This window comes from Nonomuraea sp. NPDC050663 (assembly GCF_044456985.1).
Taxonomy (GTDB): domain Bacteria; phylum Actinomycetota; class Actinomycetes; order Streptosporangiales; family Streptosporangiaceae; genus Nonomuraea.
On sequence record NZ_JBITGL010000004.1, the window covers coordinates 423,307 to 432,520 of the forward strand.

General features: G+C 68.1%; 4 protein-coding genes. 3 read left to right on the plus strand and 1 reads right to left on the minus strand.

Features of this window, described 5'->3' with window-relative positions:
- The first annotated feature begins 226 nt into the window (after positions 1 to 226).
- On the plus strand, positions 227 to 3,271 hold the full coding sequence (locus ACIBH1_RS15230) for a BTAD domain-containing putative transcriptional regulator (RefSeq protein WP_397314333.1): 3,045 nt from the start codon (positions 227 to 229) through the stop codon (positions 3,269 to 3,271).
- 847 nt (positions 3,272 to 4,118) lie between these two features.
- Positions 4,119 to 5,945: a BTAD domain-containing putative transcriptional regulator gene (locus ACIBH1_RS15235; protein WP_397314334.1), complete on the plus strand. Its 1,827-nt coding sequence runs from the start codon at positions 4,119 to 4,121 to the stop codon at positions 5,943 to 5,945.
- Between the two features lie 207 nt (positions 5,946 to 6,152).
- Here the strand turns inward: ACIBH1_RS15235 and ACIBH1_RS15240 are convergent, their stop codons facing one another.
- Entirely contained in the window at positions 6,153 to 7,592 is a 1,440-nt protein-coding gene (locus ACIBH1_RS15240; RefSeq protein ID WP_397314335.1) for an amino acid adenylation domain-containing protein, read from the minus strand.
- A 200-nt stretch (positions 7,593 to 7,792) separates the two neighbouring features.
- Here ACIBH1_RS15240 and ACIBH1_RS15245 point away from each other — a divergent pair, with 200 nt between their 5' ends.
- Positions 7,793 to 9,166: an FAD-binding oxidoreductase gene (locus tag ACIBH1_RS15245; protein WP_397314336.1), complete on the plus strand. Its 1,374-nt coding sequence runs from the start codon at positions 7,793 to 7,795 to the stop codon at positions 9,164 to 9,166.
- Positions 9,167 to 9,214 lie beyond the last annotated feature (48 nt).

A 9,214-nucleotide genomic window follows, 5' to 3' on the forward strand; every position in this document is an offset into this window, starting at 1 on the left:
TCCCCGTTAATGACCGCCGACCGACTCCCCTGGCGGCAATTCCTTACAGGCAACACCCCCCGATCAAATCGGGCAACACACTTCATGAGAGAGTTGCGAAAGTGTTGTGAGAGCAGTCAAGGACGACCTCGTGCTAGGGTGCTGACAAAGCTCAACGATCAGCGCACTTCCGCAATGACGAACGGGGACGTGGGGGGCGCAGGTGCAGTATCGGGTCTTGGGTCCGTTGGAGATCCTGCTCGCAGACCATCCCGTGCGCCTGGGTGGTGAGCGGCAGCGGAAACTGCTCGCCATCCTCCTGCTCCATCCGGGCATGGTCATCTCCTTCGACCAACTCATCGACGAACTCTGGGACGATCCACCGCCGACGGCACGGCGCCAGGTGTTCAACGCAGGGTCGGCACTCCGGCGCCTTGTGGCCGAGCAGGGCGGACCCGCCGACATCTTCCAGACCACCACCGCCGGATATCTCATCAGTCCGGCGGAGGGCGAACTCGACGCCGCCCGCTTCCAGGAGGACGTCAAGGCCGCCGACCGGGAGGCCTTGGGCGGCCGGCACGACGAGGCCATCAGACTGTTACAACGGGCGCTCGCGCAATGGCGTGGGCCCACACTCAGCGGCCTGCGCAGCCGACTCATCGACAGCGGTGCGGCCGCCCTGGACGAACAGCGGATCGCGGCTGTGGAACGCCTGTACACGATTCGCCTGGAGTCGGGTGATGGCGCTGCCCTGGTAAGCGAGCTCGTGAGGCTCGTCGCCGATCACCCCTTACGTGAGCGGCTGCGGTGCTCCCTGATGATGGCTCTCGCCCGATCCGGGCGGCAGGCCGACGCCCTCGCCGTCTACGACGAGGGCCGCAGGCACCTCGCCGAAGAGCTTGGGCTCGATCCCAGCGCGGAGATGCGTCACCTGCACGAACGGCTTCTCCGCGGCGAGAGCGAACCGGCGATCGCCGTTACCGCTCCCACGGGGACGGCGCCGTCGTTCCTCCCCAACGACAGCTTGGACTTCACCGGGCGCGCCGCCGAACTCCGCCACCTCGTCGCCGAAGCCGGCCGCGCCTCGGCAGCCCCGGCGATCGTGGTGATCAGCGGTATGGGCGGGGTCGGTAAGACCGCGCTCGCCGTCCATCTCGCGCACCAGGTCGCGGCCGGCTACCCGGACGGCCAGTTCTTCCTCGATCTACGCGGCTTCACTACGGGCGGCACCCCGGTGGCACCAGGCGAGGGGCTGGAGTCGCTGCTCTGCCAGTACGGGCTTCCGGCCGAGCAGATTCCCGCGGACACCGATGCCCGTGCCGCTCAATGGCGGAAGGCGCTGGCCGGCAAGAAGGCGCTCGTCATCCTGGACAATGCCCTGGACGCCACCCAGGTCCGGCCCTTGCTGCCCGGCTCGCCCGGCACACTTGTGCTGGTCACCAGCCGCCAGCAGGTGCTGGCCCTGGAGGACGCGATTCCGTTCTCGCTGGGCTCCCTGGCACCGAACGCGGCCGACGAGCTGTTCCGGCGGATCGCCGGGCCCGCGAGCGCGAACATCGAGCGCGACGCCGTCCGCAGGGTGACTTCGCTGTGCGGGGGGCTCCCACTGGCAGTCAGGATCGCCGCCTCGCGGCTCCGGCAACGTCCCACCTGGACCGTGGCCCATCTGGCGGAGCTCATGCGCGACCGGCGCAAGCGACGCCGAGTGTTGTCGGTAAGCGACCGCGGAGTGGCCGACGTGCTGAGCCTTTCGTACCAGCACCTGACCGACGTGCAGCAACGTGTATTCCGGCTGCTCGGCCTCCATCAAGGCAGCGACTTCGACGCGCGGACCGGTGCGGCCATCGCGGGGATCACGCTCGAGGACGCCGAGGACGCGCTCGAGGAACTGGTCGAGTGCAACCTGCTCATGCAGCGCTCACCGGGCCGCTACCGCTTCCACGACCTGGTCCGCGATTGCGCGCACGAACTGGCGGAGATCACAGAGGAACCATCGCGGCTCAGAGCGGCACGACACCGGATGCTCGACTACTACCTCGCGCTCGCCCATGCGCACTGCCACCCGATTGCGCTCGGCTACGCGCGCTTCGACCCCGACCTGACCTACCCGCCCATGTCCCTCGAAGCCCCTGCCAGCACCACTGAGGCCATAGAGGTGCTGCGCATTGAACACGCGAATCTGCTCGCAGCCATCCACCTCGCGGATCAGCAGGGCTGGGACGTCCACGCCTGGCAACTGCCATGCCTGCTGCTCCCGTACTTCGCCCACATCAATCACCGCGCTGGATCGGCGAATCTGTTCCACATCGCTCTGCGCGCGGCCCGAGCCCAGGGCAGCCTGCGAGGAGAGTCCGCCGCCCTGGCCAACCTCGCCCTCGCCTACCGGGACCGCGGCCGGCGAGCCGAGGTGGAAGAGCTCTTCCAGCAGGCGATTCGGCTCAGCCGCGAGCTCGGCGACACGGCTGCCGAAGCCTGGCAGCATTGCGATCTGGGTGTCAGCCATCTCCAGGCGGGGCGGGTCCGCGACGCGTATAACAGCTTCACCACCGCCAGGACGCTGGCGGTCGCCGCAGGCGACAGGTCAGCCGAGATGACGTCCGTCGGCAACCTGGGGCTGGTGTGCTCCGAACTCGGCCAGTACGACGAGGCATCGGACCACTTCCTCACAGCCTTGGCGGAGCACCGTCGCTCCGGCCGCCAGGATTTCGAAGTGATGATGCTGGTCAACCTCGGGTGGGTGGCCTATCTGCGGAACCGGTTCGAAGAGTCGGTCTCCCACCTCAGCCAGGGACTGGAACTGAGCCGGGAGATCCGGTACGTCCGGGGCGAGGCGATGACACTCGCCTGGCTGTGCACCGCCCAGCGCTGCCTGGGCGCCCTCGATGACGCGATCAAGAGCGGGCAGGAGGCTCTGCCTCTGGCATATGACGCCGATCTGCGCGAGACGGAATGCGACGCGCTCGCCGCCCTCGGGGAGAGCTTCCTGGCCGTTGGAGACGTCCAGGCCGCCGAATCGCTCTTCCGCCGAGCGCTGCGGGTGGCCTGCGACAACGATCTCCCGTTCTCGCAAGCTCGTGCGGAAGAAGGGCTCGCTCATACGGCCGCGCGCCACGGCGATCTGATCCGCGCACGCCGGCATTGGGAGCGCGCGATAGAGATCTTTCCCGACGATGCGGTCGAGGCGACGAACGCTCTACGCCATCTCACCCGACTCGACGCGGATGCGTGGTGCCTTCGCTGTGTGACGAGACCCAGGAATCCACATGAAGAACCCCCAGCGCAAGGGCACTGAACCGGGGGTTCCTGTCAGGTGCGCCGCCAGGGACTCGAACCCCGGCCCCCGCCGATGAGGAGATTGTGGATCATGGTGTTAGCTCGTCTGTGACGGTACTGGGGCGTTACCTGCGGTCCGGTTCGTCCACGCGCTTCCGCTGATTCTCGTGCCTGGCCGGGCGCTCCGGCGCCTCTGGTTCCCGGCATCCGAGCACCCACCGAGCACCCACCGAGCACCCGACTCACGGATACGGGGCCGGCGCCCACTTGATGGACACCCTCGCTCGTGGGCCGAGCTTGGCAAGCGGAGGTACAGCAGGCTCTACAGCGAGGCGGCGTTCAAGACCCCAGATGAAGCGACCGTGTCTCGCGATGTCTCCACGACGCCATCTTCGTCCTGGCTTGTGGAGTTTGAGCTGGTGATGATCAGCCTCTTGATCATTTGGTTCGCGCCGGGTGGACCAGCGGCCCACGCGTCAATGCCGGACCGAGGACGGACCAGGGACGGACTGATACCGCCTGACGTCATTCTCGTATCGAGGCGCACGGGGGTGGGTGCGAGGAACGACGTAGTGACGACTCGGCGGGACCACTGCTCTGAGTGAGCATCCTGAAAGCCTGGGACCAGGTGCCTAGGCGAGCAGAGCCGGGCGAGCGCGCACCAAACGTGTGAAGAAGTGGCGCCTATCGGATAGAGGGCATCTGTTGCGCATCTCGGGCCAGAAAGCCGAGGATTCCACGTCGAAGCCATGTACCCCTCCCTTTTTTGTGGCACTCCGCTGGTTCATTGAGCCCTCCTGGCCTGTGCGAGGGCAGAAATGACAGGGCAACCAGAAGTACGCGTTCTCGGGCCGTTCACGGTTCTGGTGGGCGACACCGAGACGGTGGTGCCGGGGCGGCATGGGCCAGGGCTACTCGCCGGCCTGGCCTTGATGCTGGGAGGTGCGGTCCCGGAAGATCAGCTGATCGAATGGGTCTGGGGTCCGTCGGGAGCAACCGTGGGGGCGCTTCGAACGGGGATCTCGCGGCTACGCTCATGGCTACGCGAGCAGCTCTCGCTGCCCGACGCCATCGAGCTGACCAATCAAGGCTACCGGCTCGACACAGCCAGGATCAGGGTCGACGCGGTCCGTTTCCTGGACTTGGCCGCGCAGGCCACAGAACCGCACCATCCCCAACGCAAGCTCGAACTGCTCAAACTGGCGCTGGCGGAATGGCGAGCGCCGGTGCTGGAAGGCGCCCTGGACGGGCTGCGCGGCAGCTCGCTGGCGCTGCGGCTGGAGATGGAGCATACGAGGTGCATCGTGGATCTGGCCGACACGGCTCTCGACCTCGACCAGCCCGCGCTGGCAGTGGAGCATCTGGAGCACCTGGCCCTGCGGCAGCCCTACGACGAGCACGTCCACGCACGGCTCGTCACCGCGCTCGGGGCGTCGGGGCGTCGCGCCGAAGGGCTCCGCAGATTCGAGGCGATCAAGGTCCAGCTGGCCGAGGACCTTGGCATCGACCCATCGCCGGTGCTGCGCCAAGCGCAGTCGCGGCTGCTGCTCCAGCAGGCGCGAGGCGCGGAGGCCGAAGGGCCGGCGCGGGCGGATCAGGGGAACGTCAACATGTTACCGCTCGAGGTGGCCGACTACACCGCGCGGGAGGAGCACTCGTTGACCCTGACCCGGTATCTGGCCTACCCCCGGGGCAACGCCATGCCGATCGCCGCGATCTCCGGCATGGGCGGCGTGGGCAAGACCGTGCTCGCGCTGCATCTGGCTCACCAGCTCCGCACGGCGTTCCCCGGCGGGCAACTGTACGTTGACCTGCACGGGGCTGCTTCACCCTCCGATCCCGTGGATCCCGCTGAAGTCCTGAGCAGGTTCCTGCGCGTGCTGGGCGTCAGAGCCGACGCAATGCCCACCACGCTGGACGAACGCGCGGAGTTGTTCCGCACATGCACCGCCCACAACCCTGTGCTGGTCATGCTGGACAACGCCGCCGACGAGAAGCAGGTCTTACCGCTGCTGCCGGGCAGCGCCCGATGCGCGGTGCTCGTGACCAGCCGCAAACCGCTGGGCGCGCTGGCCGGAGCCCATCATGTCTCGCTGCCGGAGTTCAGCCTCCAGCAGGCCACCGGCCTGCTGGAGAAGATGGTGAGCCGCGAGCGGCTGGAGTCCGAGCCCTGCGCGGTGCGGGAGCTGCTGTCCCTGTGCGGCGGCCTGCCGCTGGCCCTCCGAATCGTCGGCGCGAAGCTGGCGGCCAAGCCACACTGGAGCGCCTCCCGGCTGGTCGCGCACCTGCGTGACGAGCGACACCGCCTGGACGAGCTGGCTTACGGCTCGCTCCAGGTGCGGGCGAGTATCGCGCTTAGCCACCACGATCTGGACGCGGTGGAACAGCGTGCCTTCCAGCGCTTGGGGCACCTCGAGGCGAGGGATATCACATCGTGGATGGCCGCGGCGCTCTTGGAGCTGTCCGTGCCGGAGGCCGAGCGTATTCTCGAGCGCCTCGTCGACGCCCAACTGCTCCAGGTGATCGCAAGCGACAACCGGAAGCTGACCATCTACCGCTTCCACGACCTCGTCCGCGTCTTCGCCCGGGAGCAGAGCGGTGCGGGCCGCCTCTCCTACGATCACCTGCTCGCGATCGGGGCGGGCCCCGCGGGCGTGTCCGTTGATCACAGTGGCGCCATAGCAGGCTGCTGACCAGGGTGATCACGGCCTGGCCATCCCGGAGCGGCACGCACTTCCCCGCCTATCTCACTGACCCGGTGATCGATAGTGGACAGCCTGCACCGTCGAGCCCAGCCGCGTGATCGTCACAAACCCATCGCGAGACGGGCCAGGTGACACTTGACGCCTCCGGAACGGCAGCGCAGTGCCGCAAGGACGTTTCACACTGGGCCACATCGATCAGCTTCTTTCGAGATCGGCCGACAGGCGAGCGCGATCGATCTTCCCGTTGCCCGTTTGTGGAAGCCTCGCGTGCCAGTGGAGCCGCGACGGCACGAGGTGCGCGGGCAGCCGCTGGGCCAGATACTGCTTCAGCTCCTCTGGGTTCAGCGAAGATCGCCCGGCGTAGTGGGCCACCAATTCCGGCGCCTGCCCGCCACCGCGCACGTCGGCCACGCACTGATGCACATCGGGATGTTCCGCGATGGCCGCCTCCACCTCGCCGAGCTCGATCCGGTGCCCGCGTACCTTCACCTGACGGTCCTGCCGTCCGAGGTAGTGCAGCCCCCCTGAGGCGTCGCGCACTGCCCAGTCGCCGCTCCGGTAACAGCGCCCCAGACCGTCGACGTGGACGAACCTGTCCGCGGTCAGGCCAGGCCGGCCCAGGTACCCGTGGGCCACGCCCGCTCCACCCACCAGCATCTCGCCCGGGACGCCGGAAGGCACCTCCCGGAGCGCCTCGTCGACCACCCTCACTTCCAGGTGCGACAGCGGCCGGCCGATCGGGGTCGAACCCGCCCCGTACGGGACCTGGTCGAGATCGATGACGTGGTGCGTCACGTGGACGGTCGTCTCGGTGATGCCGTACATGTTGATCGGCCGGGCGTTCGGCGCCAGCCCCAGCGCGGTCCAGCGTCGCACATCCGTCAGGTTCACCGCCTCGCCGCCGAAGACAATCCAGCGCAGCCGCTCGAGCTGGATCGGCACGTCTTCCAGTGCGTTGACCAGGTAGCCAAACGCCGTGGGCACCTGGCTGAGCACGGTGACCGATTCCTCGCGCAGGAGCCGGGCCAGCCTCCAGGGATTGGCCGCGTCGGCGGAACTCACCACGACGGCACGTCCGCCGTGCAGCAAAGCCCCCCACAGCTCCCAGACGCTGAAGTCGAAGCCGTAGGAGTGGAAGACGGTCCACACCTCGTCGCCGGTGAAGGCGAAGTGTTCCTGGCACGCGTCGAAGAGGGCCAGGAGGTTCGCGTGGCCGACGAGCGTGCCCTTGGGCGGTCCCGTCGTCCCGGAGGTGTAGATGACGTAGGCCGCATCGGGCGGCACGTCCGTCCGAGGCTCATGCTCAAGGCACGAGGCGACCGGCTCACCCGTCTTCGGGTCCTCTCGGATGAGAGCTGCCGGGCGAGCGTCCTCCAGCACGTAACGCCGCCGCTCGTCCGGATAGCGCGGGTCGATGGGCACGTAGGCGCAACCGAGGCCGGCAACGGCGAGGGTCGCCACGGCTAGGTTGACGTTGCGCCCCACGCACAGCGCCACCAGAGAGCCCGGAGCGACGCCCAGCCTTTCGAGCTGCGACCGGCAGGACCGGGCGCGCTCGTCGAGCTCGGTGTAGGTGAGTGGGCCACCGTCCCCGCTGACCGCGACCGCGTGCGGACGGTCCTCAGCCTGCCTCAAGAATCGCGTGTAAAGCGTCTCCGACCGGTTCATTCCCGAATCATGCGCTCCCGGTGAAGGCGCGGCTTCCGAGTGAACCCGTAGACAACCGTTCGGCTTTCCCGCCGCCACGACTGCGTGCTTATCCCGGATGCCGGGCGATAACGCGCGCCCTAGCGTCCTTGGCAGGGATGCAAGCGCCGGACAATGAGGGGACTCAAATGGACACCAACGAGCTGCGGCGACATTTTCGTGGCGTGCTCATCCGGCCGGAGGACACCGAGTACGACACCGCCCGAAGGGTCTGGAACGGGGATGCCAACCGCTTCCCCGCCCTGATCGCCCGGTGCACGGGTGCCGCCGACGTGCTCGCCGCCCTCCGCTTCGCGCGCGAGAAGGACCTCCTGGTCGCGGTGCGAGGCGGCGGCCACAGCGTGGCCGGCAACTCTGTCTGCGACGACGGCATCGTCATCGACCTATCCCCCATGAAGGGCGCCTTCGTCAACCCTTCCGATCAGGTCGTGCGGGCGCAGGCGGGACTCCTGTGGGGGGAGCTGGACCGGGAGACACAGCTGCACGGCCTGGCCGTTCCCGGAGGCGTCGTCTCACACACCGGGATCGCCGGGCTGACGCTCGGCGGGGGCATCGGCTGGCTCTCGCGCAAGCATGGGGCGACCATCGACAACGTCCGCTCCATCGACCTCGTCACCGCCGCCGGCGAGCTGCTGACCGCCAGCGACGACCAGAACCCTGAGCTGTTCTGGGGCCTGCGCGGCGGCAGCGGAAACTTCGGGATCGCCACGTCGTTCGAGTACCAGGCGCACCCGGTGGGCCCCACCGTGCTGGGCGGCTCGGTCTTCTTCAACCTGGCAGACGGCCAGCAGGTGCTCCGCCGTTATCGTGACTGGATCGCGGACGCGCCGGACGAACTGATGACGATCGTCTCCATCCGGCTGGCCCCGCCGATGGACTACCTGCCCGCCGAGATCCACGGCCGGCCTGTGGTCTACATCAACGCCTGCTACGTCGGCGACCTGGAGAAGGGCGAGCAGGTCCTGAGGCCGCTGCGCTCGTTCGCGCGGCCGGTGGCCGACACCCTCCGGCCCAAGCCCTACGTCGAGCACCAGCAGCTCGTCGACCCGTGGGGCCCCCACGGGTGGCACTATTACTGGCAGTCGTGCGAGCTGCCCCCGTTCACCGACGAGATCATCGACGTCCTGGTCGAGTTCGGCTTCCGCAGCCCGTCGCCGAAGGCCAAATCGAACTTCTACCAGCTCGGCGGCGCGATGGCGCGGGTTCCTGACGAGGCCACCGCCTTCTACAGCAACCGCCGGCCTTCCTACAACGCAAGCTTCAGCGCCGTGTGGACCGACGACGACCCCGACCCGGAGCCGCAGCGCCAGTGGGCCCGGGACTTCCGCGAGGCCCTGTCGGGCTTCCACATGGAGCGCACCTACGTCAACTTCCTGTCGGGTGACGAGCCGGAACCGCTGGCCAAAGCCTGGGGCACCGACAAGTACGAGCGCCTGGTGCGGCTCAAGCGCCAGTATGACCCCGACAACGTCTTCCGCCTCAACGTCAACATCAAGCCGTGAAAGGAGAAGTGGGGGGGGGGGGGGGGGGGGGGGGGGGGGGGGGGGGGG